Source organism: Vibrio sp. LQ2 (assembly GCF_023920125.1).
In the GTDB taxonomy this organism is placed as follows: domain Bacteria; phylum Pseudomonadota; class Gammaproteobacteria; order Enterobacterales; family Vibrionaceae; genus Vibrio; species Vibrio fluvialis.
Map to the genome: position 1 here is coordinate 3,966,324 of NZ_CP085308.1, position 23,750 is coordinate 3,990,073.

The window sequence follows — 23,750 nt, forward strand, 5'->3', positions numbered from 1 at the left end:
CTTTGATATCTCTTGGCGTACGCCACGCCAAATGAATGCTTAATGCATTAACGCATGGTAACGAATTCTTCGCTGCCCGTTGGGTGAATCGCGACGACAGAGTCGAAATCGGCTTTGGTGGCGCCCATTTTCATCGCGACGCCAAAGCCTTGAATCATCTCATCCACCGCAAAACCGATGCCGTGCAGACCAACCACGGTTTCTTCTGGTCCTGCGCACACCAGCTTCATTTTGCATGGCTGACGGTGCTGAGTCACTGCGGTGTACATGGCCGTAAAGCCCGATTGGTACACTTTCACGTTGTCTGCGCCGAATTTCGCGATCGCGTCGGTTTCCGTCAGGCCGATGGTGCCGATTGGCGGGTGGCTGAACACCACGGTCGGCACCAGATCGTAATCCATTTTCGCATCCGGCTTGTTGTTAAACAGGCGCTCAGACAGCTGACGACCTGCTTTCACGGCCACAGGCGTCAGTTCGATGCCGCCTTCCATGATATCGCCGACACAGTAAATGCCGCTAACATTGGTGGCTTGGTAAGCATCCACTTTGATGTAGCCTTGCGCGTTAGTTTCCACACCCGTCGCCGCGAGGTTAATCGCGTCGGTCGCTGGGTGACGGCCAATGGCCCAAATCAGAGTATCGACATTGCAGCTTTCGCCGTTTTCCAGATGCAGGGTCAGGCTGCCATCGGCTTCCTTGACCACTTCTTTTGGCACGCTGTGGGTGTGCAGTTGCGGGCCTTCTGCCGCCATCACTTCCACTAACGTGTCGATGATCATCGGATCAAAGCTGCGCAGTGGCGACTCTTTACGGCAGAACAGGTGCGTTTCGGTGCCCAGTGCGTTGAGTACGCCCGCGATTTCCACCGCGATGTAACCCGCGCCGACGACCGCGACACGTTTTGGCTGCGCGTTTAGTTCAAAGAAACCGTTGGAGTCGATACCGAATTCGGCACCCGGAATGTTGGGAATGGTTGGGCGGCCACCAACGGCGATCAGAATGTGATCGGCGGTGTAGTGCTCACCATTTACCTCCACGGTTTTTGCATCGACAAATTTGGCAAAGCCGCGAATCACTTCCACTTTGTTGTTGCCCAGCACGCGATCGTAAGACTGGTGAATACGACCGATGTACGCCTGACGGCTTTCCACCAGTTTGGCCCAGTCGAAGTGTTTCACGTCCACATCAAAACCGTAATCTGCCGCGTACAGGTTCATCGCTTCTGCTACCTGAGCGCCGTGCCACATCACTTTCTTCGGCACACAGCCGACGTTCACACAGGTACCGCCAAGATCTTTGGCTTCAATCAGGGCGACTTTGGCGCCGTACATGGCTGCACGGTTGGCTGAGGCGATACCGCCGCTGCCGCCACCGATACAGATATAGTCAAAATGTGTTGCCATTACTTTCTCCAATTTGGGCTCATCGCGAACAGGTCCGCACCAAGCCTCTGTTATGCATGTATCCAACGACCTAATCTAGGTTAGTTGGGGGTGGATTGCCAAATTGCAATCCTCAGTCGCTGAGTAATTTTGAGCGGTCGCGACCTTATTCAGGAACAATCCATTCCACTTTATAGTGACCAGTGGCCGGCGCAATTGCTTCTTTCAGGAACGGCAGTATGCTCTGCATCTGGCTTTCCAGTTTCCACGGCGGGTTGATGACAATCATGCCAGAGGCGGTCATGCCGCGCTCGTTGGTGTCGGGTGACACGCCGAGTTCAATTTGTAAGATTTTGCGAATGCCCAGACCTTGCAGGCCTTCAATCATGTCATCGATGTCACAGCGGTTAACCACCGGATACCAGATGGCGTAAATGCCGGTCGCCCAACGTTTGTAGCTTTGCGCGATCGCCTGTACCACATCACGATACTCTTTGGCGAGCTCATACGGTGGGTCAATCAGCACCAGACCACGGCGTTCTTTCGGCGGCAGGCTGCCTTTCAGACGGGCAAACCCGTCTTCTTTGAAAATCGCCACCTGACGATCGCGGTGAAACTCCTGCTCCAGCAGCGGGTAATCGCTCGGATGCAGCTCCGTCAGCACCATGCGATCATGGCTGCGCAGATGCGCACGCGCTACACGCGGTGAACCCGGGTAGTAACGCAGCTCGCCATCGTCGTTGAGCGCTTTGATTGCATCGAGGTAGCTGTGAATGTCTTCCGGAACCTCGGTTTGCTGCCACAGGCGGGCGATGCCTTGCTTGTATTCACCGGTTTTTTCTGACCATTCGTGGGTCAGATCATAGCGTCCGACACCCGAGTGCGTGTCGTGGTAGACAAAGGGTTTGTCTTTCTGCTGCAGGGAAGACAGGATCAGGCTCTGTACGATGTGTTTCACCACATCTGCGTGGTTTCCGGCATGGAAACTGTGTCGGTAACTTAACAAATTGCGCTCTCTCACCCGAAACCAGGTGCTGGTCAGTTCAAAAAACAGTTCGCCCGATTATACGCCAGTATTGAAAATTGCTGAACCTGACTATATCTATTAACGTAATAGCCATATCCTTCTTTGCTGGCGTAGTGACTTATTGATAACGTACGCTCAGCAAATCATCGAATTATTTTAGGTGCTTAGCCGCGCCGGCTGCCGCGTTGCGCCAGCATCCATGACTTCAGGTATCGTGATGGTTCGTCACGTACTCTCTTTTATTAAAAGGAACGTTATATGTCTAATCCACTTCTTACCTTTACGGATTTGCCACCGTTTTCTGCGATTAAACCGGAACACGTCAAGTCAGCGGTTGAGAAGGCGATTGAAGATTGCCGCGCGCGCATTGATGCGGTGCTGGTAGGCAACGCCGAGCCGAGCTGGGAGAGCGTGATTGCGCCGATTGAAGAAGTGGATGATCGCTTAAGCCGTATCTGGTCGCCGGTCAGCCATATGAACTCGGTGATGAACAGCGATGAGCTGCGTGATGCCTACGAAAGCTGCCTGCCGATTTTGTCGGAATACAGCACGTGGGTCGGTCAGCACAAAGGGCTGTTTGAGGCCTACAAAGCAATCAAAGCCAGCAAAGCGTTTGCCACATTGAGCCGCGCGCAGCAGAAAACCATCACCGACGGCCTGCGTGATTTCGAGTTGTCGGGCATCGGCCTGCCAGCGGCAGAGCAAAAACGCTACGGCGAAATCAGCAAACGCATGTCGGAGCTGGGCTCGAAATTCTCCAACAACGTGCTTGATGCCACCATGGGCTGGACCAAACACGTCACGGACGTGAGTGAGCTGTCAGGCATGCCGGAATCGGCGCTGGCGGCCGCGCAAGCAGCGGCAGAGGCCAAAGGGCTGGAAGGTTACCTGCTGACGCTTGACATTCCGTCGTACCTGCCAGTGATGACTTACTGTGACAACCAGGCGCTGCGTCAGGAACTGTACGAAGCGTATGTGACCCGCGCCTCGGATCGCGGTCCGAATGCCGGGAAATGGGACAACAGCGAAATCATTGCCGAGCAGTTGAAACTGCGCCACGAAATCTCGCGCATGCTCGGTTTCAACACCTACAGCGAAAAATCGCTGGCGACCAAAATGGCCGAATCGCCAGAGCAGGTACTGGGCTTTTTGAACAACCTCGCCGCCAAAGCCAAGCCGCAGGGCGAGCGCGAAGTGGAAGAGCTGCGCCAGTTCGCCGAGCAAGAGTTTGGCGTGACGGCGCTGAACCTGTGGGATATCGCGTACTACAGTGAAAAACAAAAGCAGCATCTGTTTGATATTTCAGACGAAGAACTGCGCCCTTACTTCCCGGAACACAAAGTGGTGAATGGCCTGTTTGAAGTACTCAATCGCGTATTCGGTATGGAAGTGAAAGAGCGTCAAGGTGTTGATACCTGGCACGAATCGGTGCGTTTCTTCGATATTTTCGACAGCGAAGGCACACTGCGTGGCAGCTTCTACCTCGATTTGTATGCCCGTGAGCACAAACGTGGCGGCGCGTGGATGGATGAGTGCCGCGTGCGTCGCATTAATGGCGAAGGCGAGCTGCAAACGCCGGTCGCGTACCTGACCTGTAACTTCAACCGTCCGGTGGGCAACAAACCGGCGCTGTTTACCCATGATGAAGTGGTCACTCTGTTCCATGAAACCGGCCACGGCATTCACCACATGTTGACGCAAGTTGAGGTGGGTTCGGTGTCTGGCATCAACGGTGTGCCGTGGGATGCTGTCGAGCTGCCAAGTCAGTTCCTGGAAAACTGGTGCTGGGAAGAAGAGGCGCTGGCGTTTATCTCCGGTCACTACGAAACCGGTGAACCGCTGCCAAAAGCGATGCTGGAAAAAATGCTGGCTGCGAAGAACTTCCAGTCTGCAATGTTTATTCTGCGTCAATTGGAATTCGGCTTGTTCGATTTCACCCTGCACACTACATACGATCCGGAACAAGGCCCGAAAGTGCTGGAAACGCTCGCCGACGTGAAGAAGAAAGTGGCGGTGCTGCCAAGCCTGGAATGGAATCGTTTCTCGCACAGCTTCAGCCATATTTTTGCTGGCGGCTACAGCGCGGGTTACTATAGCTACCTGTGGGCTGAAGTGTTGTCGGCCGATGCGTTCTCTCGATTTGAAGAAGAGGGTATCTTTAACCGCGAAACGGGTTTGAGCTTCCTCAATAACATTCTTGAAATGGGCGGCAGCGAAGAGCCGATGGAGCTGTTCAAACGCTTCCGCGGCCGTGAACCGCAGATCGATGCGCTGCTGCGCCACGCCGGCATTGCGGCCTGAGTCGCGCTCTTGGCGCAGTTAACCAAAGCATGACAATAACCCCGCTCCATTGAGCGGGGTTATTTGTTACAGTAAGCGATATTACGCGACCCTATGGATTAGTTGGAGATTCGCCATGCAAACGACAAAACGCGCTAAGTTGTGGATTCAAACGTTATCGGTCAGTGCGTTACTGACGATGGCGGGCTGTGCCGAAATGAAACAGGCAGGCACCGACGTCGGTCACGCGACCCGTGATGCGGCGACAGCCATTGGCCATGCCACGCGCGACACCACCAAAGCGATTGGGCATGCGACGCGCGATGCGGTTAACTCGGTGAAAGACGATCTCAATTCTGCAGAATAACGCGCTGCCACTTGCGGCTCAGCCAGTTATCCAGCGACAGATTGCCCGGCCCCCACACGAACACCATCAATAACATTAATCCCCACAGCTGGTGGTCGGTAAATCCTTGTTGCCACAACAGCGGATACGACACCACCGCCATCGTATTGACCGCAAACAGGGCCAGTGCGCTGAGTCGACCGAAAAGCCCCGGCATCAACAGCAGCGGCAGCGCCAGTTCGGCGCCGGTTGCCAGATACGCGGCAAGCTGCCACGGTAGCAGCGGGACCTGATATTCCAGTTCAAACAAGTACAGCGTACTGTCCCAGTTGGCGATTTTACTCAGCCCTGATTGCCAGAACACCCAGCCAGCCCAGACGCGGCACAGCAGTAAAACCAGGCTGGCGAAGTCGCGTTGCAGCCAATGGCACAGGGCTTGATAACGGTGCATGAAGTCAGACATGTCGGGCTCCTTAATTTAATCGTGGGTATTGGGGGCGGCTACACGAAAGCCGGCGACAATCTCCATCGCCATGATGGCGGGCAACGCCGCCAGTGCATCCGGATGAATCTGCCCCAACGGCGCGCGATGATGCATCGCCAGCAACAACTGATAAGTCGGCTCATCCAGCGCTTGTGTCCACGGCTCGCCATCGGCAGTGCAGGCGATGATCCCCGACTGAAGCGCATTTAAAGTGAGCTGGCTAAAGTCGTCATCCCGAATCGCACGCTGCAAATCAAACAGCGCAAACGGCGCGCAAAATGGTGCGGCCCACGGCACTAACTCAAACACCAGTTGTGGCTGCTGTTCCGGCGCGACCTGACTCAGCGTGCTGAGTGGCTGATATTCATTGCGCGGTGCCTGTGCGTATTGTTGCTGCACGTGGTCAAGCGCCCATTCAAACCGCGCCAGTGCCGCGGCATACGGCGCGGCCTGCATCACGGGCTGCGCGCGTTCAATCACCGCCGCAAACCCTTCGCCATAGTGGCTGACATCACCACGGGTCAGCGGATGCGACAGCACGTATTCGCGTGCCAGCGCGGCAAAACACTCGTTGCCCAGCACCGCCAGCAGCATCGGATAGGTGGCTTCGAGCACTTCGCTCAGGCTGATCACACGGTTGTTGCGATAAATCTGCAGTCGCTCATCGGCGCTTAAGCCGTCCGCGATAATCGCGCATTCGTCGCCGCCCGCCTGATAGTTGAGGCCGCGGGCAAACTGCGCCTGCAATTGCGCCAGCGTCATGAGGCTCTCCTTATGCCGCGCTCGGCATCAATCGCATGCAGGCGTGCGGCCGCTTGGTGCGCTTCGCCCAGCAGGACTTCAGGCGCTGGAATATCCAGATCCCACTCAATCAGGGTACGGCGCGTGCCGTGTTGACGACACCAGCGTTCAAACAGTTGCCACACCGCATCGCTCACCGGTCGGCTGTGCGTATCAATCCAGATTTCGCCCTGCGGCAGCGTTTTGACGGAGTAACCCGCGAGATGAATTTCCTCCACTGCACTGGCGGGAATGGCATCAAGGTATGTCTGGCTGTCAAAGCCATGGTTAAACGCGGACACATGCACGTTGTTGAGATCGAGCAGCAAACGGCAATCGGTGCGCTGTTGCACCGCGCGCAAAAACTCCCACTCCGGAATGGTTGAGTGGGAAAAACGCAGGTAGCTGGACGGGTTCTCAATCAGCAGCGGGCGACCCAGTGCGTGTTGCACCTGATCGACATTGCGGCAGAACACCGCCAGCGCCTCTTCGGTGTAGGGCAGTGGCAGCAGGTCGTTAAAATAGTGGCCGCCGTTTTCGCTCCAGCTGAGGTGATCGGAAATCAGGATGGGGTCGATGTCATCGACTAACGTTTTGAGCTGCGCCAGATGTTGCGTATTGACCGCCGCCACCGAACCGAGTGATAAGCCGATGCCGTGGCAGCTGATGTCGTAGCGTTCACGCAGGCGGCGCAAATCGCGCCTGGCCGGGGCGTGAGGCTGAAAATAGTTTTCACTGTGAATTTCCAGCCAGTTCAACGGGGTCGGTTGGCTGAGAAAATGACTCATGTGTGGGCTGCGTAACCCCACGCCGACCTGAGGGTGAGAGTGCGTTGAGTGCATGGGCGTGTCCTTATCGCGGGGTCAGGGAGAGAAATCGAGTGCGCCGCCAGCGCCGCGCACTCAAGTCGCAGAGTGCGGTTACTTGTCCATGGTGCTGCCGCCAGCCAGTTTGTCGCACAGACCTTTTGGTACCACGACAAACGCATCTTTCTGATGATCCATTTTTGACGTGCCTGCGCAGGAGCTGGTTTTGGTCGCGCAGTCATTTTTGCCCGCTTTCGCCACGCCGTAGCATTTTTCTTTCTCTGCGGCGGCGACTGGCGCTGCGGTCAACAGAGTGCCGCCCATTGCCAGTAGGCCAGTGATTGCTGCTGTGACTGCTAGGTTTGATTTTTTCATCTTCATTTCCTCGAGACTGTTCCTTGGTCGTTATTGTCGCAGGCCGTTGTTGTGGCTTGCTTACCCAAAAAGAGAGGCAGGCGCGCAGAAAACTTTCACAACGAAAATAGGGAAAAGTGAAATATTGATGAAATTTATAATTAAGGTGATGATTTATCGAACAATTTAATCTGGGAAAATTTTTGATATTTTTTACCTGAGAGCAGAAGTTTTGTGCGAGGAGAGGGGAAATCCGAGGGAAATTTCGCTCGCTTGGGTCTCGCTGCGTTTAGGGGTATAATCGTTCAAATTATGTATAAATAACCAGTAGCTAAGCCATGATCGATCCCTCTCTTTTACTTGACGGTTTAAACGACAAACAACGCGAAGCGGTAGCGGCACCGCTTGAAAACCTGTTGGTGCTGGCAGGGGCCGGTAGTGGCAAAACCCGGGTGCTGGTGCACCGCATCGCTTGGCTGATGTCGGTTGAACAGGCCTCGCCGTTCTCCATCATGTCCGTGACCTTTACCAACAAAGCGGCGGCGGAAATGCGCGGCCGTATTGAAGAACTGATGATGGGCAGTTCGTCCGGGATGTGGAACGGTACGTTCCATGGCATCTGCCACCGTATTCTGCGCGCCCATTATCTTGATGCCAAACTGCCGGAAGATTTTCAGATCATCGACAGCGATGACCAGCAGCGTCTGCTGAAACGTCTGATCAAAGCGCAGAATCTGGACGACAAACAGTGGCCTGCGCGTCAGGTGTCGTGGTGGATTAACGGCAAGAAAGACGAAGGGTTGCGCCCGGCGCACATCGACGCTTATCGCGATCCGGTGACTCAGACGTACCTGCAACTCTACACCGCGTATCAGGATGCCTGTGACCGCGCGGGTCTGGTCGATTTCGCCGAAATTCTGCTGCGCGCGCTCGAGCTGCTGCGCGACAACAAACACATTCGCGAACATTATCAGGCGCGCTTTAAGCACATTCTGGTCGACGAATTTCAGGACACCAACAACATTCAATACGCGTGGCTGCGCATGATGGCGGGGCCGCAGTCGCACGTGATGATCGTGGGCGATGACGACCAGTCGATTTACGGCTGGCGCGGGGCGAAAGTGGAAAACATCGAGAAATTCACCTTGGAATTTCCGAGTGTGAACACCATTCGCCTTGAGCAGAACTACCGCTCGACCAAAACCATTCTCGAAGCGTCCAACACCCTGATCGCTAACAATACCGAACGCATGGGCAAAGAGCTGTGGACCGACGGCAACGTCGGCGAGCCGATTTCGGTCTACTCGGCGTACAACGAGCTGGATGAAGCGCGTTTTGTGGTGGGCAAAATCAAAGAGTGGCAGGACAAAGGCGGCATTCTTAATGACTGCGCGATTTTGTACCGCAACAACGCCCAGTCGCGGGTACTGGAAGAAGCCCTGCTGCAAACCGGATTGGCGTACCGCATTTATGGCGGCATGCGCTTCTTCGAACGTCAGGAAATCAAAGATGCGCTGAGCTATCTGCGCCTGATGAACAACCGCAACGACGACACCGCCTTTGAGCGCGTGGTCAACACGCCCACCCGTGGTCTGGGCGATAAGACGCTGGATACCGTGCGCTTTGCGGCGCGCGATCGCGGCTGCACCTTGTGGGAAGCCAGTGTGCAGCTACTGGACGAAAAAGTGCTGACGGGCCGCGCGGCCTCGGCACTGAGCCGTTTTGTTGAACTGATCAACGCGCTGGAAGATGACAGCGCCGAGATGCCGCTCCATAGCCAAACCGACCATGTGATCAAGACTTCGGGTCTGTTTGATATGTACCAGCAGGAAAAAGGCGAGAAGTCCAAAGCGCGGATTGAAAACTTGGAAGAGCTGGTCACTGCGACCCGCCAGTTTGAAAAGCCGGAAGAAGCGGACGAAATGACCATGCTGACCGCGTTTTTGACCCATGCGGCACTGGAAGCGGGTGAAGGGCAAGCGGATGAATTCGACGATGCCGTGCAGCTGATGACGCTGCACAGTGCGAAAGGTCTGGAGTTTCCGCTGGTGTTTATGGTGGGCGTGGAAGAGGGCATGTTCCCCAGCCAGATGTCGGCCGAAGAAGCGGGGCGTCTCGAAGAGGAGCGCCGTCTGTGCTACGTGGGTATGACCCGTGCGATGCAGAAGCTGTACATCACCTATGCGGAAATGCGCCGTCTGTACGGACAGGACAAATACCACAAGCCATCGCGCTTTATTCGCGAGTTGCCGGAAACCTGCCTTGATGAAGTGCGCATGAAAGCGCAAGTCAGCCGTCCGGCCAGCAGCGGCCGTTTCAGCCAGAGCGCGGTGAAAGAGAACTTCAACGAAACTGGCTTTACACTCGGCTCACGTGTGCAGCATCCGAAATTTGGTGAAGGCACCATCATTAACTTTGAAGGCAGCGGTCCGCAAAGCCGGGTGCAGGTCGCCTTTAATGGCGAAGGCATCAAGTGGTTGGTGACGGCTTACGCCAAGCTGGAAAAAGTCTGACCCGACGGATGAGTCACGAAGAACCCGGTCAGTGTACCGGGTTTTTTATGTCCGCCGCCGACGACGGATAACACGCCATTTTTGAGCGATAGCAAAAGAAAAACCCCGAGGGGCCAAAGCCCTTCGGGGTTATAGTCTTACTCGCAGCAATCCGGCTACTAATAGGTGCTCCCTGCATCTATTCCTTGATAAGTATGCTGTATCCGTCAGCGTAATCCGTTCATCGCCATCCTAGCGGTGTCCTTGATCTTCCTGATCTGCTAACTATCCTGGTTAGCTCTCATCACTTGTTCCCTGAGCGGTGTCCTTGGCATCATCCTGATGCTGAGTCCTTGCCTCGTCCAGAGGAGTCCATTGTCATTCCCTTGTCGTCGCCTTCCTGGTAACGATTGAGTCCGTTCAATGTCCTGTTTGCTATCCTTGCCGATCATTCATCCTGAATAACCGTATCTTCTTCCTGAAGATCACCAATCCGTAGTGATTTCCTGTTCCGTGTCAGCATCCTTCCGACACGATTCATCTTACGGATTTCGCTCTGTGGGGCAATGTGAGGAAATCGATTACGTAGCGATTTATTTTGCTCTAATACATTGAGTTTATTTAAAAACAACCACTTACGGTTTGTTGTTGTCCTTTTTGCCAGATAAAAAGCGAGATTACCCCACCGCTTTGTGCGAGATCTCTTACAAAGCGGTGGGGCGATCGATTACGCAAGGATCACTCGCCGATCGCGACCCCTTCACGACGAGGATCCGCCGCGCCTTCCAGACCTTGCGCTGTGATGCGAATCGCGTGCAAGCCGGAGTTGAGATCGCGCACGGCGACTTTCACGCCCATCTTCTCCAGTTCCGGTTTGAGCTGCTCCGCTTGGGTGCCCTGTTCGACATCGGTTTCACCAAAGCGGTTGAGCACATGTGGCTGGTCAATCGCGCTCTGAATGTCCATGCCCCATTGCAGATGGGCAATCAACGCCTGCGCCACATAGCCGATGATGCGGCTGCCACCCGGTGAACCGATGGCTAAGTAAGGTTGCTCGTTGTGCAGCACAATCGTGGGGGCCATCGAAGAACGCGGCCGCTTGCCCGGCTCCAGACGGTTGGCTATTGGGCGGCCGTTATCGTGGGTCGCAAAGGAGAAATCGGTCAGTTCGTTGTTGAGCAAAAAGCCGCGTACAAACAGACGAGAGCCGAACGCGTTTTCGATGGTGGTGGTGATGGACACCACGTTACCGTCACGGTCGACGATGTTGAAATGGCTGGTGGACGGCAGTTCGATGGACTGATCGGGGCTTTGCAGCATCGCATGTTGCCAAGGTGGCGTGCCGGCTTCGGCGCTGGTCAGGGCTTTGCCCGGCTGAATCAGCTTGGCGCGCTGCGCCAGATACCCGCTGTCGAGCAGTCCTTGCGTTGGCATCGGCACATAATCCTGATCGGCCATGTACAAGCCGCGGTCGGCAAACGCCAGGCGTGAGGCATCGCCAATCACCTGCCACGATTTGGCGCTGCTGGCGCCCCAGCCTTTGAGGTCATATTGCTCGGTCAGTGCCAGAATCTGGCCGACGGTCAGGGCGCCGGAGCTTGGCGGCCCCATGCCACACACCTGATAGCTTTGATACGGCGCGCACACGGCTGCACGTTGTTTGATTTGGTACGCATCGAAATCATGCTGCGCCAGCACACCCGGATTGCCCATCGCGGTCTGAACCGTGTGGACGATGTCTTCGGCGATTTCGCCCTGATAGAACGCTTTGTCACCGCGCTGGGCGATGGCGCTCAGCGTGGCGGCGTACTCGGGGTTTTTCAGCACGGAGCCTGCGGTCAGCGGCGAGCCGTCGGGCTGAAAGAAATAGGCTTTGGTGGCGGGGATACGGCTCAAACGCTGCTGATCGTCGGCAATCAGCGTGGCAAGGCGCGGGCTGACTTCAAACCCCTCTTGTGCCAGTTTGACTACCGGCTCAATCAGGCGCGCCCAGGCCATTTTGCCGTACAGACGATGGGTTTCCCACAGCAGTTTGACAGTGCCCGGCGTGCCGACGGAGCGGCCACCGACCACGGCATCGTAAAATTTCAGCGGCTGGCCGGCGCTGTCGAGAAACAGCTGCGGCGTCGCATCGATCGGCGCGGTTTCGCGGCCATCAAAGGTCGTGAGCGCCTTTTGCTTGGCGTCCCAATATACTAGGAAGGCGCCACCGCCAATGCCGGACGACTGCGGTTCGACCAAACCCAGCATCAGCTGCACCGTCACCATGGCGTCGATGGCATTGCCGCCATCGCGCAGAATTTGCGCGCCCGCTTCGGCGGCGAGCGGGTTGGCTGCGGTCACCATCCAGTTCTGGGATTTCACCAGTTGTTTGCTTGCCAGTCCGCTGCTTTGCTCAGGTGCAATCGCGTCGGTGACTTGATTCGGTGCGGCTTGCGCGGCGAAAGAAAATATCAGCCCTGACGTAGCGAGCGTTGCGAGAGTCCACTGCATACTCTTCTCCTTGTTGTAATGGTCAACATTCAGAGTGGCAGTGGACGTGGTGTTTTTCTAGCCAAAGATGATAAATATGCAACCTTGACTCAGAATTGAGGTTAACCGAGCAAGCCTGTCAGTGATTGCCACAGAATCATCACGCCGATCAGGGTGAAGATCGCGCCGCACAGCAGATCGATATAACGGCTGGCGGCCTGCAATTTACGCTGCAAACGCTGGGTTGACAGCATCCACGCCAGAGCAGCAAACCACAGTAGCGACAGGCTCCATAAGATCAGCAAGGCCAGGCTTTTGCCACCCAGTGACATGCCTGCCGGCACCAAGGTCGACATCAGGCTGACGAAAAACACCAGCGCTTTCGGATTAAGAATATTGGTCATAAAGCCGCGCGAGAAGGCTTGACGTTTGTTGCTCAGCAGCAGCTCCGGTTTGCTTGATAACTCGCCCGGGGCTTGTGACCAGTTGGCCAGCGTCGCACGCAAGGCACCGCTGCCGAGATAGAGCAGATAGCTGCCGCCGCACAACTGCAATAGGGCAAACAGCAGCGGCTGCTGATGCACCAGATAACTGACGCCGGTCAGGCTCAGCAGCGAGTGCAGTAAAATGCCGAATGACAAACCGAGGGCGATGTAGACACCGGTCTGGCGGCCATAACGCGTGGCATTTTGAACCACCAGCGCCACGTCGGGGCCGGGGCTCATCAGGGCGATAAAATGCACCGTCGCAAGGGTAATAAGAATACTGGCTTCATTCATGAAAGGATCTCCAACAACAGATGTCGTCATTGTGCCAAGCGCGCGTTCGCGCCGCTTGTAAAATTCTGACACTCAGTGCGAGTTGACCGCGGAAGGAGAGACGCCGTAGGTGTGTTTGAACGCTTTGGTGAAATGCGCCTGATCGTAAAAGCCGACCTGATGAGCCACGTCGGTGCCGGGCAGTCCCGCTTTCACCAGCTTCATGCCTTGCTCAAGACGCAGGCGGGTCAGCCAGGCATACGGCGTCATGCCGGTGCGCGCTTTAAAATGGCGCTGCAATTGTGTTGGCGTGAGATTGCACAAGGTGGCCAGTTGCTCTAAGCGCACGGCCTGATCGAGGTTGGCGAGCAGATACTCTTTTAAGGTGGCCAGCGACTGGGTGCCAAGCGCGACGGCATCTTTTTCTTTGATGGCACCATAGCGCGACACTAAACCGGAAAACCCTTCATAAGGCAGGCAATCTTTGGCGAGTTGACACAAATCCGGCTGTGCCAGTTTCTGATGCAACTGGGTCAGGGACGCAAACACTTGCTGGTCGCTGACGATCAGGCGATCAAAGCTCATCACATCGCTGGGTTTACTCAGTTCGAGCGTTTGGTGAAACCATTCGGGTTCAATAGCGAACACGCGTACCTGATAGCCGGAATCGAGCAGTGAACGGCCGTCGTGCAATTCATCCGGTGGCATGATCACCAGCTCGCCGTGGCCGACGTTGTGATGTGTGCCCTGATGGAGAAAACGCTGCTGCCCCTGAGTGATGAGCCCGAGGTGAAAATCGAGGTGATAATGGCGCTCGAACGCGAACTCATGATAGTCCGCTTCAATCAGACTGATCGCCTGATGAGGGGTGGTACTGTAGCGAACTTTGTCCATGATGATGTGTGTGCCCGGCGCTGAAGGCATGCGCAGCGGCATGCCATAGAATGAAACAGTGGTGAAAAAGTCGTCAAACACTTCTAGCGTAGCGAGGCGGGCGCCGTTTGTCTTGTAAAAAACGATCACCCGCCGTTGCGATGTGTTTTCAGCGCTGAATGGCTTCAGCGCGAAATTATTTCTGTGCGGTGGCGCTTCGCCGCCGCGTTACTTGGCGACCGCGTTGGCCAATGGTCGTTTGCGCCCTTGGGTCAGACCATCGACACTGAAGATCACCAGCGCGCTCCAGATGAAGGCAAAGGTAATCGCTTTGTCAGCACTGAAGTTTTCACCGTACACCAATACCGCCAGCAGGAACATCAGGCTTGGGCCGATGTACTGGAAAAAGCCCAGCGTCGAGAGTTTGAGCTTGGTCGCCGCGCCGGTAAAGCACAGCAACGGCAGCGTGGTGACGATACCGGCTGAGATCAGCAGCAGATTGAGGTGCCAGTCGTTCGCCAGCATGGAACTGGTGGCCGAGTCGGCAATCCACAACAGATAAATCGCCGCCGCAGGAACCAGTACCAGCGTTTCAATAAACAGGCCGGTTTGCGCATTCACGCCGACTTTTTTGCGCAGCAGGCCGTACAAACCAAAGGTGATGGCCAGCGAGAACGCCACGATCGGCACCGAGCCGAACACTACCAACTGAATGGCGACGCCAATGGTTGCCAGAGCCACCGCAAACCACTGCAATTTACGTAGCCGTTCGCCGAGAAACAGCATGCCGAGCACCACGTTGAGCAGCGGGTTGATGTAATAACCTAAACTGGCGTCGAGCATGTGATTGGCGTTGACCGCCCAGATGAAAATCAGCCAGTTGCCGCCGACCAGCAGAGCAGTGGTCAGCAGATAGACCATCTTCTTTTTGTCGCGGAATACGCTCACTACACTGCGCCATTGACGGCCGAAATGCAGCAGCGCGGCCAGCAGGAAGAAAGACCAAATCACGCGGTGACTGAGAATTTCCAGAGCGGAAACCGAACTGATCGCTTTGAAATAGATGGGCGCAATGCCCCACATGGTGTAGGCGCTGATGGCCAGTATCACGCCTTTTTTGGCGTTTTGTTGTTCTTCGGGTGTCATGCTTTACTTCTCACTAAGATCGCGCACCGAAGGGTGGCGAGTTACCGGGCAGTATACAGGGCAAATCGTTTTCCTCGAACCATTATGCGCCTGCGCACGTTCTGGCCTGAGCACGTTGCCCACGCTTGCGGCGCAATTACTTTGCCAATAGCGGTTTAATTCACCGCTAAACGCCTCTACAATATCCGGCTTATTGAAATGCCCAATCGTCTGCTTGCAGACCGCCACTGAGACCCAGCATGACCGCTACTTTAATCGCTGAACAATCCGACGCGTTGCCCGATCCGCAGGCCATTCTGCGCGATGTGTTTGGCTACCAGACTTTTCGTGATGGTCAGCAGGAAGTGATCGAATCGGCTGTTGCGGGTCGTGATTCGCTGGTGATCATGCCCACTGGCGGTGGTAAATCGCTCTGTTATCAGATTCCGGCGTTGGCTCGCGAAGGCGTGACGGTAGTGATTTCGCCGCTGATTTCGCTGATGAAAGACCAGGTCGATCAGCTTAAAGCCAACGGCGTGGCAGCGGAGTGCGTCAACTCGACCCAGAGCCGCGAGGCGCTGATTGGCATTTACAATCGCATGCATTCTGGCCAACTCAAGCTGCTGTATGTGTCGCCAGAGCGCGTGCTGACCGGCGAATTTATCGAGCGTTTGCACAACTTGCCGCTGGCGATGATTGCCGTCGATGAAGCGCACTGTATTTCCCAGTGGGGACACGATTTCCGCCCGGAATACGCGGCGCTTGGCCAGCTCAAACAGCAGTTTCCGCAGGTGCCGATCATGGCACTGACGGCGACCGCCGACGATGCCACCCGCAGCGACATTCTGTCGCGTCTCAACCTGACTGACCCGCACGTTTATCTCGGCAGCTTTGACCGGCCAAATATTCGCTACACGCTGATGGAAAAACACAAGCCGGTGTCGCAGGTGATTCGTTATCTCGACACGCAAAAAGGCCATTGCGGCATCATCTACTGTGGCAGCCGCAAGAAAGTGGAAATGGTGACGGAAAAACTGTGCAACAACCACATTCGCGCCGCCGGCTATCATGCCGGGATGGACGCCGATGAACGGGCGTATGTGCAGGAAGCGTTTCAGCGCGACGACATTCAGATTGTGGTCGCCACCGTGGCGTTCGGCATGGGCATCAACAAACCCAACGTGCGGTTTGTGGTTCACTTTGATATTCCGCGCAACATCGAATCCTATTATCAGGAAACCGGCCGCGCCGGCCGCGATGGCTTGCCCGCAGAAGCCGTGATGCTGTATGACCCGGCGGATATTGCCTGGCTGCGCCGCATGCTGGATGAGAAAAACGACGGCCCGCAAAAGCAGGTGGAAACGCACAAGCTGACCGCCATGAGCAACTTTGCTGAAGCGCAAACCTGCCGCCGTCAGGTGCTGCTCAACTACTTTGGTGAATATCGCGACAAGCCGTGCGGCAACTGCGATATCTGCCTTGATCCGCCCAAGCATTTCGATGCCACCGAAGAGGCGCGCAAAGCGCTGTCGTGTGTCTATCGCGTCAATCAGAGCTTTGGGATCGGCTATGTGGTGGAAGTGCTGCGCGGCATGCAGAACATTCGTATTCGCGAGCATGGCCATGACAAGATTTCGACTTACGGGCTCGGGCGCGATCACAGCCACGACTACTGGGTAAGTATCTTTCGCCAGTTGATCCACAAAGGCATGCTGCATCAGAACATCACGCGCAACTCGACGTTGCAACTGACCGAAGAAGCGCGTCCGCTGCTGCGCGGCGATATGTCGCTGGAACTGGCGGTGCCGCGTTTGGATACCGCGGTGCGCGCGGCCAAAGCGGATAAACTGTCGAGCAAAAACTACGACAAGAAACTGTTCGCCAAACTGCGCAAGCTGCGTAAGTCGATTGCCGATGAAGAAGGGTTACCGCCGTACGTGGTGTTCAGTGACGCGACTTTGATTGATATGGCGGACATTCTGCCGACATCGTATGGCGAAATGCTGGCGGTGAGCGGTGTGGGCCAGCGCAAACTGGAAAAATACGCCGACCCGTTTTTGGACTTAATTCAGGAGCATCTGACCTATCATGGCTGAGTTTGGTTTACGTGATTATCTGGCCAGTGACGGCCGCCTGATTGTGGCAACGCCCGCGTTTGATTTTGACTCCTTTCCGCCGCTCGGTGAGCGTTTGGTCGCGCTGTTGTCGGCGCGCGTGCTGGAAAAGCAGAGCGATGCCGATTTGCACTCGTGGCTGATTGATTTTGAAGGCTGCCACCTGATGCTGCGTGCCGAACACTACAGCGAATGTGTGTGGCTCGAAGCCATGGGGGAAGGCTTGGCCAAAGAAGAGCTCGATTTTATCGCCAGTTTACTGCGCCGCGGCATCTGAGTGCCAAAGCGCGACGGCTGTTCCATCTCGTCGCCATTTCCCTTTTTCTTTATTTTTCAACGCTTATGCTACTCCTACTCGGCTTAGAACAAGGAGAGCACCATGCGTCTGGAATCCATTCATCAGGATGTCATTTCGTTTGAGCGTTTTATCGGGCGCTGTATCCGTTACGCGCTGATCGCGCTGGGTTTGTTGCTGCTGGGCCTGTTGCCGGGCGTGCTCGGTTTTCTGCTGCTGGCGGAACTCACCGCTGTGCAGGCGTGGCTCAATGCGCTGTCGATGGTCAGCGGGCTGGAGCTGCCGTATCCGGTGGCGGATTTTCACCAATCAGCGTCGCTGCATCTGTTTCTCGCGTTTTATAGCCTGTTCATCGAAACCGTATTCTTCGTTGCGCTCGCCACGCTGTTTGCGCCGATCATTCACCGCGTTTTTCATCGCATGCATTGCGCTGAAGAGGCCTAGCGGACGCATAAAAAAAGCCCCAAACGGGGCTTTTTCTGTCTCATCAGTTAGGCTTCGCCGATAAAGCCGCCGGTCTGGTGCACCCACAACTGCGCGTACACGCCGTTTTGCGCCAGCAGTTCCTGGTGGGATCCTTGCTCCACGATCTGGCCCTGGTCCATCACAATCAAACGGTCCATGGCGGCAATCGTCGACAGACGGTGCGCAATCGCAATCACGGTTTTGTTTTCCATCAGCTTGTCCAGGTTCTCCTGAATCGCCGCTTCCACTTCCGAGTCCAGCGCAGAGGTGGCTTCGTCCATGATGAGGATCGGCGCGTCTTTGAGCAGTACGCGCGCGATGGCGATACGCTGGCGCTGACCACCGGAGAGTTTCACCCCGCGTTCGCCCACTTGCACGTCGTAGCCTGAGTGGCCGCTTTCATCTTGCAGCAGTTCAATAAAATCGTGCGCTTCGGCCTGACGACTGGCGTGCATCAGCTCTGCTTCGCTGGCGTGCGGGTTGCCGTAAAGAATGTTTTCACGAATCGAGCGGTGGAGCAGTGACGTGTCTTGGGTGATCATGCCGATCTGCTGGCGCAGCGATTCTTGCGTGACCTGCGCGATGTCCTGACCGTCGATCTCAATGCGGCCGGCGTTTAAATCGTAAAAGCGCAGCAATAGGTTAACCAGCGTCGATTTGCCCGCGCCGGATCGACCGACAATGCCAACTTTCTCGCCCGGTTTGAGGTGCAGATCGAGCCCGTCAAACACCGCTTTCTGGTCGTTGTATTGAAAACCAACCTGATGGAAGCGAATGTCGCCTTGGGTGACGGTCAGCGGTTTGGCGTGCGTTGCGTCTTCAATTTCAATGTCGTTGGCGATGGTGTTGATGCTGTCGATCACCATGCCGATGCTTTCAAACATGCCGCGGATTTCCCACATGATCCATTTCGACATGCCTTGCAGGCGCAGCGCAATGCTGATGCCAATCGCGATCACGCCGACAGTTACGCTTTCCGCCAGCCACAAATGAATTGACAGCGCCGCCATCGAAAACAGCAGCAGGTAGTTAATCAAATCCACGCTGTAGAGCAGGCTGGTGAGGGTGCGCATCTGCTGATAGACCGTTGCCAGATAGTTTTTCATCCCTTTTTGCGCGTGTTGGGTTTCGCGCTGCGAATGCGAGAACAGCTTCACGGTGGTGATGTTGGTGTAAGTATCGACGATGCTGCCCGTCATGCTCGACTGTGCGTCGGCCTGAGCGGTAGAGATGCGTTTCAGGCGCGGAATAAAGAACACCTGGATCAGAATATACAGACACAGCCACACCAGAATCGGCAGCACTAACACGTCGTCGGCGCTGGCAATCATCACCAGCATCGAGACGAAGTAGACCGCGATGTAGACCGACAGATCGACCAGTTTCATCACCACTTCGCGCACCGAATGGGCGCTCTGCATCACTTTGGTGGCCACGCGCCCGGCAAAGTCACGCTGAAAAAAACCAACACTCTGTTTGAGCAGGTAACGGTGCACCAGCCAGCGAATCGACATCGGGTAGTTGCCTAGGATCGCCTGATGCAGCAGGTTGGAGTGCACAAACGCCAGCACTGGCATCACCACCAATACCAACAGCGCCATCGACAGCAGCGCGCTGCCGTTTTCCGCCCAGAAGTTGGCGCGTGAGCTGTTGCTCAGCATGTCGACCAGTTCACCCATGTAACGCACCAACGTGACTTCTGCGATCGCCACACAGGCGCTGAGCAGTGACATCAGCAGCAGCGGTTTTTCAAACCCGCGCGTGTAATAACGGCAGAAGCCAAACAGGGTTTTGGGCGGTTGTTGCGGCTCGTGATCCGGAAACGCGTTGGTGAGATTTTCAAACCAGTGAAACATGAAAGTGACCTTGCTCTTTGAGGAGTAGTTGCAATTTGAATGTGGTTACTGACTTTTCATCGACAGAATAATCAGTAAAATGGCGGAATTGGTATAGTAATGATAATTAAAACGGTTCTCAATAACCTTTGGGTGATCTGAGAGGCGGGAGGTAAGCGAATGTTCACCCTATCTGGCGTGGAGATGGTCCGCGGAGGTCGCCGCATTCTGGCGATTGAGCAGTTGAACATCCCCACCAACGAACTGACGGTGGTGCTGGGCCACAATGGATCCGGCAAATCAACGCTGGTCAGTTTGCTGTCCGGTCAACAGGCACCGGATACCGGGTCGGTATGGCTGAATGACGCGCCGCTGACGTCACTGAGCAGCAAATCGCTCGCCAAAGCCGTCGCATTCCTGCCGCAAAAACTGCCTGCCAGTGCGGGCCTGACGGTACGGGAACTGGTGCGCCTTGGCCGTTTTCCCTGGCGCGGCGCACTCGGCTTCTGGCGTCAGCAGGATGCCGATATTATCAGAGCGGCGATGGACAAAACCGGCGTCAGTGCGTTTGCCGATACGTTTGTTGATGAGCTGTCGGGCGGTGAACGCCAGCGGGCCTGGGTCGCGATGCTGCTCGCGCAAGAATCGCCGGTACTGATCCTGGATGAACCGACCTCGGCATTGGATGTGCAGCATCAGTACCAACTGATGGCGCTGCTGGCAGAACTGAATCAGAAGCAGGGCTGCGGCATTATTGTGATTCTGCACGATCTCAATCTGGCGCTGCGCTACGCGACCCATATTGTTGCGCTCAAGCAAGGGCGGATTGCCTTTGACGGCCCGGCAACGACGCTGGCTGATGAGCAACGACTTTCCGATTTGTACCAAACTCCGATTACGCTGATCGATCACCCGCATGCGGTGAGCGAGGCCACTACCAATAAGGTCGCGATTGTATGTGCCTGAAATCGACTGTGAAGCAAACTCTGCTGCTGTTTGGCCTGTTGGTCTGCGGCGTATCTTCCGCTCTGGCGGTCATTGAGGTGAGTGATTCGCTCGGCAAGCAGACACTGAATGCCGTGCCTCAGCGTGCGGCGGTGCTGGACTGGAGCCTGCTTGAGCAGGTAATTGAACTGGGTGTGACGCCGATTGCGGTCACCGATGCCGATTCGTACCGTGACTGGGTGGTGAAGCCGGCTATTCCGGCTTCGGCGGAAAATGTCGGCACGCGCGGTGAGCCCAATCTGGAAAAAATCGCGGCACTGAAACCCGACATTATTCTGATCACCGGTTCACAGCGCGATCTCAAACCGCGTCTGGAGCAAATCGCGCCAGTGTTGCTCTACACCAATTTCAGCGCCAATGACGCGCAAGCCGAAGTGGCGATCACCCAATTTAAACAACTGGCGCAGGTGTTTGGTCAGCAAGCGCTCGCCGAGCAAAAACTGGCCATGATGGACCAGCGTTTTGCCGAACTGAAAGCCGAGCTCAATGCGCATTTTGGCTCGCCGCTGCCGCGTACTCTGGTGATGCGTTTTGCCGACACTAAATCGACCTTTATCTACACCCAAGATTCGATGGCGTTCTACGTGGTGGAAAAACTCGGCCTGACTCCGGCGCTGGTGGAAGCGCCGCAGCAGTGGGGCATCGTGCAAAAGCCGATCGCTGATTTACGTAACGTGCGTGATGGTTATGTGCTCTACATCGAACCGTTCAATGAAGAGAAAAAACTGAAAAACTCGGTGCTGTGGAAAGCGATGCCGTTTGTGCGCCAGCAACATGTCAACTCGGTCGAGTCGGTCTGGAGCTATGGTGGCGCGATGTCACTGCTGTATACCGCGGAAGCCATCACCACCAGCCTGCTTGAAATGGCCCCCGCGTCATGAGTGCCAAACATCTGCTCGCGGTGGTGATGTTATTGGCCGCCGCCGCACTGGCGAGCCTGCAGTTCAATCAGCCATTAGCGCTCAGTCAGCAGTGGAGCCTGATCGGGAGTCCGCAATTGGCTGAATCGTTTGATGATTTCAACTTTGCTTACGCGCAACTGCCAAGGCTGGTGATGACGCTGATTGTCGGCGCCATGCTCGGGCTGGTCGGCAGCCTGATGCAGCAACTGACGCAGAACTCGCTGACCTCTCCGCTGACGATGGGAACGTCGTCCGGTGCCTGGCTGGCGCTGATCATTGTCAGCATCTGGTGGCCGGATGCCATTGCCGACTACAGTGCGCTGGCGGCGATGACTGGCGCGCTGCTGGCATTCGGTCTGATTCTGCTGATCGCCGGGCTGGACAACATGACCGGTTTACCGATGGTGATCTCCGGTATGGTGATCAACATTCTGCTTGGCGCGATTGCCGGCGCGATCATTTTGCTGCATCAGGATTACGCGCAGAACGTGTTCATGTGGGGCGCAGGCGACCTGGCGCAGAATGGCTGGGAGATGATCGAGTGGTTGGTGCCGCGCTTATCGCCGCTGGTGCTGCTGTTGCTGTTGGCGCCCCGCGTATTGACGCTGCTGCGCTTGGGTCATCAGGGCGCGCAGGCGCGTGGATTGTCGGTTATTCCGGCGTTTTTCCTGCTGATGATCATCGGCATCTGGCTGGTGTCCGCGTCGATCACGGTTGTCGGCCTGATTGGTTTTATCGGCCTGCTGACCCCCAATATTGTGCGTGCGCTTGGCGCGCGCACACCGCGTATGGAGCTGGTGGCAAGTGTCGTGTTTGGTGCGTTGTTACTGCTACTGACGGATATGCTGGCACAGTGGCTGACCTTATGGTTTGGTCAGGTGGTGCCGAGTGGTGTGACCGCGGCCGCCATTGGCGCGCCTGCGCTGATTTGGTTCAGTCGCCGTCAGCTGAAAGCGCAGGATGGCATTGCCGTGGCGCTGCCAGGCTCGCGTCAGCGCGTCAGCCGTGGGTTGAGTGTCACCGTCGCTGCGCTCTTGGCGGCGGGGGTGGTGCTCTATTTCTGCTATCAGCCAGACAGCACGCACACCTGGCTGGCATTGCCGAGTGATTATCAGTGGTCGCTGCGCTGGCCGCGCGCGCTGACGGCGCTGTGCACCGGCATTGGCCTCGCGCTGGCGGGGACCATTTTGCAGCGTCTGATTTACAACCCGTTAGCCAGCCCGGATATTCTCGGCGTGTCGTCCGGAGCGACATTTGCGCTGGTGTTCTCCAGCTTGTTTCTTGGCCAGTCGCTGCTGTCGACCCAGTGGGGGACGGCGCTGGCAGGCAGTCTGGCGGAGCTGTTGGTGCTGATCTTGCTCGGGCGAAAACATCAGTTCGCGCCATCGAGTGTGATTCTGACCGGGATCGCGATGACAGCGCTGCTGCAGGCGTTTGTGCAGTTCTGTCTGGCGAAAGGCAATCAGGACAGCTACAAAATTCTGCAATGGCTGGCAGGGTCGACTTACCGAGTGACTGCCGAACAAGCGACACTGCTGTCTGGTCTGGTGCTGGCGCTGTTTGTCCTGAGCCTGATGAGCAGCCGCGCGCTGACGCTGATTTCCATCAGCCGTTCGTTTGCGACGGCACGCGGCCTCAATAGCGCCTGGATGTCGCTCGGCTTGCTGGTGTTGGTGGCCATGCTGTGCGCCGTGGTGACGGCGACCATGGGCCCGGTGGCCTTTGTCGGCCTGATCGCGCCGCATTTGGCGCGCATGCTCGGTGCGCAGCAGGTCAAAGCGCAGTTGCTGCTCGGCAGCCTGATTGGCGCGACGACCATGCTGTGGTCAGACTGGCTCGGGCAGGTATTGCTGTTTCCGAATCAGATTGCCGCCGGCACGCTGGTCGCGATTCTCGGCGCGCTGTATTTCCTCGCGCTGCTGATTGTTAATCGTCTGGCGAAGCGCTGATCTCAT

Annotated in this window: 20 protein-coding genes; 9 read left to right on the forward strand and 11 right to left on the reverse strand. The window is 56.1% G+C overall.

From position 1 onward, the window contains the following. Positions 1-47: 47 nt before the first annotated feature. Together gorA and LGV68_RS18395 are read right to left on the reverse strand one after the other, a co-directional pair. Positions 48-1,403 carry a glutathione-disulfide reductase gene (gene gorA / locus LGV68_RS18390; RefSeq protein ID WP_055453355.1) on the reverse strand — a complete coding sequence of 452 codons (1,356 nt, stop codon included), beginning with the start codon at positions 1,401-1,403 and terminating at the stop codon, positions 48-50. A 145-nt stretch (positions 1,404-1,548) separates the two neighbouring features. Then, entirely contained in the window at positions 1,549-2,388 is an 840-nt protein-coding gene (locus tag LGV68_RS18395; RefSeq protein WP_038130126.1) for a 23S rRNA (adenine(2030)-N(6))-methyltransferase RlmJ, read from the reverse strand. Between the two features lie 279 nt (positions 2,389-2,667). On the opposite strand from LGV68_RS18395, the gene prlC reads away from it, so the two are divergent. Next, positions 2,668-4,710, forward strand: a complete 2,043-nt coding sequence (prlC, locus tag LGV68_RS18400) for an oligopeptidase A (protein ID WP_252535828.1) — start codon at positions 2,668-2,670, stop codon at positions 4,708-4,710. Between the two features lie 115 nt (positions 4,711-4,825). Continuing rightward, the gene (locus LGV68_RS18405) at positions 4,826-5,056 is read left to right on the forward strand and encodes a hypothetical protein (protein ID WP_020332520.1); all 231 of its coding nucleotides are present in this window, start codon (positions 4,826-4,828) and stop codon (positions 5,054-5,056) included. On the opposite strand, the gene LGV68_RS18410 is transcribed toward LGV68_RS18405, so the two are convergent. The 4 genes from LGV68_RS18410 to LGV68_RS18425 all read right to left on the reverse strand — a co-directional run bounded on the left by LGV68_RS18410 (position 5,040) and on the right by LGV68_RS18425 (position 7,480). Next, positions 5,040-5,486, reverse strand: a complete 447-nt coding sequence (locus tag LGV68_RS18410; RefSeq protein ID WP_233971421.1) for a DoxX family protein — start codon at positions 5,484-5,486, stop codon at positions 5,040-5,042. The two genes, LGV68_RS18405 and LGV68_RS18410, sit on opposite strands and share 17 nt — an antisense overlap. A gap of 27 nt (positions 5,487-5,513) precedes the next feature. Beyond that, positions 5,514-6,281, reverse strand: coding sequence for a DNA-binding domain-containing protein (locus LGV68_RS18415; protein ID WP_222741194.1), 768 nt, complete (start codon positions 6,279-6,281; stop codon positions 5,514-5,516). Then, a complete protein-coding gene (locus LGV68_RS18420; protein WP_222741193.1) occupies positions 6,278-7,141 on the reverse strand; it encodes a DUF692 domain-containing protein in 864 nt (287 codons plus the stop codon). The genes LGV68_RS18415 and LGV68_RS18420 overlap by 4 nt, the downstream gene beginning before the upstream one ends. Positions 7,142-7,219: 78 nt before the next feature. Beyond that, positions 7,220-7,480 (reverse strand): DUF2282 domain-containing protein, encoded by a 261-nt coding sequence (locus LGV68_RS18425; protein WP_252535829.1) that lies wholly within the window; start codon positions 7,478-7,480, stop codon positions 7,220-7,222. A gap of 317 nt (positions 7,481-7,797) precedes the next feature. Here LGV68_RS18425 and uvrD point away from each other — a divergent pair, with 317 nt between their 5' ends. Then, positions 7,798-9,972 (forward strand): DNA helicase II, encoded by a 2,175-nt coding sequence (uvrD, locus tag LGV68_RS18430; protein ID WP_020332525.1) that lies wholly within the window; start codon positions 7,798-7,800, stop codon positions 9,970-9,972. Between the two features lie 717 nt (positions 9,973-10,689). Here uvrD and ggt read toward each other — a convergent pair. From ggt to rarD, 4 genes are all read right to left on the reverse strand, one after another. Beyond that, positions 10,690-12,444, reverse strand: coding sequence for a gamma-glutamyltransferase (ggt, locus tag LGV68_RS18435; protein ID WP_252535832.1), 1,755 nt, complete (start codon positions 12,442-12,444; stop codon positions 10,690-10,692). 101 nt (positions 12,445-12,545) lie between these two features. Then, positions 12,546-13,202, reverse strand: a complete 657-nt coding sequence (locus LGV68_RS18440; RefSeq protein ID WP_032081434.1) for a LysE family translocator — start codon at positions 13,200-13,202, stop codon at positions 12,546-12,548. Between the two features lie 72 nt (positions 13,203-13,274). Beyond that, positions 13,275-14,075 carry an AraC family transcriptional regulator gene (locus LGV68_RS18445; RefSeq protein ID WP_024374646.1) on the reverse strand — a complete coding sequence of 267 codons (801 nt, stop codon included), beginning with the start codon at positions 14,073-14,075 and terminating at the stop codon, positions 13,275-13,277. Positions 14,076-14,282: 207 nt separating this feature from the next. Next, on the reverse strand, positions 14,283-15,200 hold the full coding sequence (gene rarD / locus LGV68_RS18450) for an EamA family transporter RarD (protein WP_252535837.1): 918 nt from the start codon (positions 15,198-15,200) through the stop codon (positions 14,283-14,285). A gap of 239 nt (positions 15,201-15,439) precedes the next feature. Between rarD and recQ the strand changes: the two genes are divergently transcribed. The 3 genes from recQ (at position 15,440) to LGV68_RS18465 (ending at position 18,032) form a co-directional block, all read left to right on the forward strand. Then, positions 15,440-17,275: an ATP-dependent DNA helicase RecQ gene (gene recQ, locus LGV68_RS18455; protein ID WP_222738667.1), complete on the forward strand. Its 1,836-nt coding sequence runs from the start codon at positions 15,440-15,442 to the stop codon at positions 17,273-17,275. Then, positions 17,265-17,570 (forward strand): DUF3630 family protein, encoded by a 306-nt coding sequence (locus LGV68_RS18460; RefSeq protein WP_172465300.1) that lies wholly within the window; start codon positions 17,265-17,267, stop codon positions 17,568-17,570. The genes recQ and LGV68_RS18460 overlap by 11 nt, the downstream gene beginning before the upstream one ends. Before the next feature lie 102 nt (positions 17,571-17,672). Further along, positions 17,673-18,032, forward strand: a complete 360-nt coding sequence (locus tag LGV68_RS18465) for a hypothetical protein (protein ID WP_044366999.1) — start codon at positions 17,673-17,675, stop codon at positions 18,030-18,032. Between the two features lie 47 nt (positions 18,033-18,079). Here LGV68_RS18465 and LGV68_RS18470 read toward each other — a convergent pair whose 3' ends face one another. Further along, positions 18,080-19,909: an ABC transporter ATP-binding protein gene (locus tag LGV68_RS18470; protein ID WP_252535839.1), complete on the reverse strand. Its 1,830-nt coding sequence runs from the start codon at positions 19,907-19,909 to the stop codon at positions 18,080-18,082. Positions 19,910-20,068: 159 nt separating this feature from the next. On the opposite strand from LGV68_RS18470, the gene LGV68_RS18475 reads away from it, so the two are divergent. From LGV68_RS18475 to fhuB, 3 genes are read left to right on the forward strand one after another with little or no spacing between them, the layout of a single operon-like run. Beyond that, complete coding sequence (locus LGV68_RS18475; protein WP_061057020.1) at positions 20,069-20,854, forward strand: ABC transporter ATP-binding protein; 786 nt, start codon at positions 20,069-20,071, stop codon at positions 20,852-20,854. Then, complete coding sequence (locus LGV68_RS18480; protein WP_252535840.1) at positions 20,845-21,774, forward strand: iron-siderophore ABC transporter substrate-binding protein; 930 nt, start codon at positions 20,845-20,847, stop codon at positions 21,772-21,774. Before LGV68_RS18475 ends, LGV68_RS18480 begins: the two co-directional genes overlap by 10 nt. Continuing rightward, a complete protein-coding gene (gene fhuB, locus LGV68_RS18485; protein ID WP_252535841.1) occupies positions 21,771-23,744 on the forward strand; it encodes a Fe(3+)-hydroxamate ABC transporter permease FhuB in 1,974 nt (657 codons plus the stop codon). The genes LGV68_RS18480 and fhuB overlap by 4 nt, the downstream gene beginning before the upstream one ends. Positions 23,745-23,750: the final 6 nt, after the last annotated feature.